The sequence below is a fragment of the Bacillus sp. SIMBA_008 genome (assembly GCF_046535495.1).
GTDB lineage: Bacteria > Bacillota > Bacilli > Bacillales > Bacillaceae > Bacillus > Bacillus subtilis.
In genome coordinates, this window is the sequence record NZ_JAWRWL010001303.1 from 1 (window position 1) to 234 (window position 234).

At 67.1% G+C, this 234-nt stretch carries 1 protein-coding gene; it reads left to right on the top strand.

All coding sequences use genetic code 11. From position 1 onward, the window contains the following. The coding region (locus SB658_RS27650; RefSeq protein WP_410603777.1) for a hypothetical protein at positions 1-234 on the top strand (234 nt) is incomplete at both ends.

Below are 234 nucleotides of genomic sequence, written 5' to 3' on the forward strand. Positions count from 1 at the left end.
TCGCGGACACGTGGGACGAGCAGCTCGGCGCCAAGGAATACGCGGGCATCGACGAGGACGACGCGCTGATCGGGCAGGGCTACCCGCTCTCGGTGATCACGGTCGACGAGGGCGGGTGGTACACCAGCCCCGTCCTCACCGTCGCCGACCTGATCGCGGGCGAGCAGATGATCTACAACGGCTACGAGTACGGCGACGAGCTCATCGACGCCGAGAAGTTCGGGTCACCGGAGG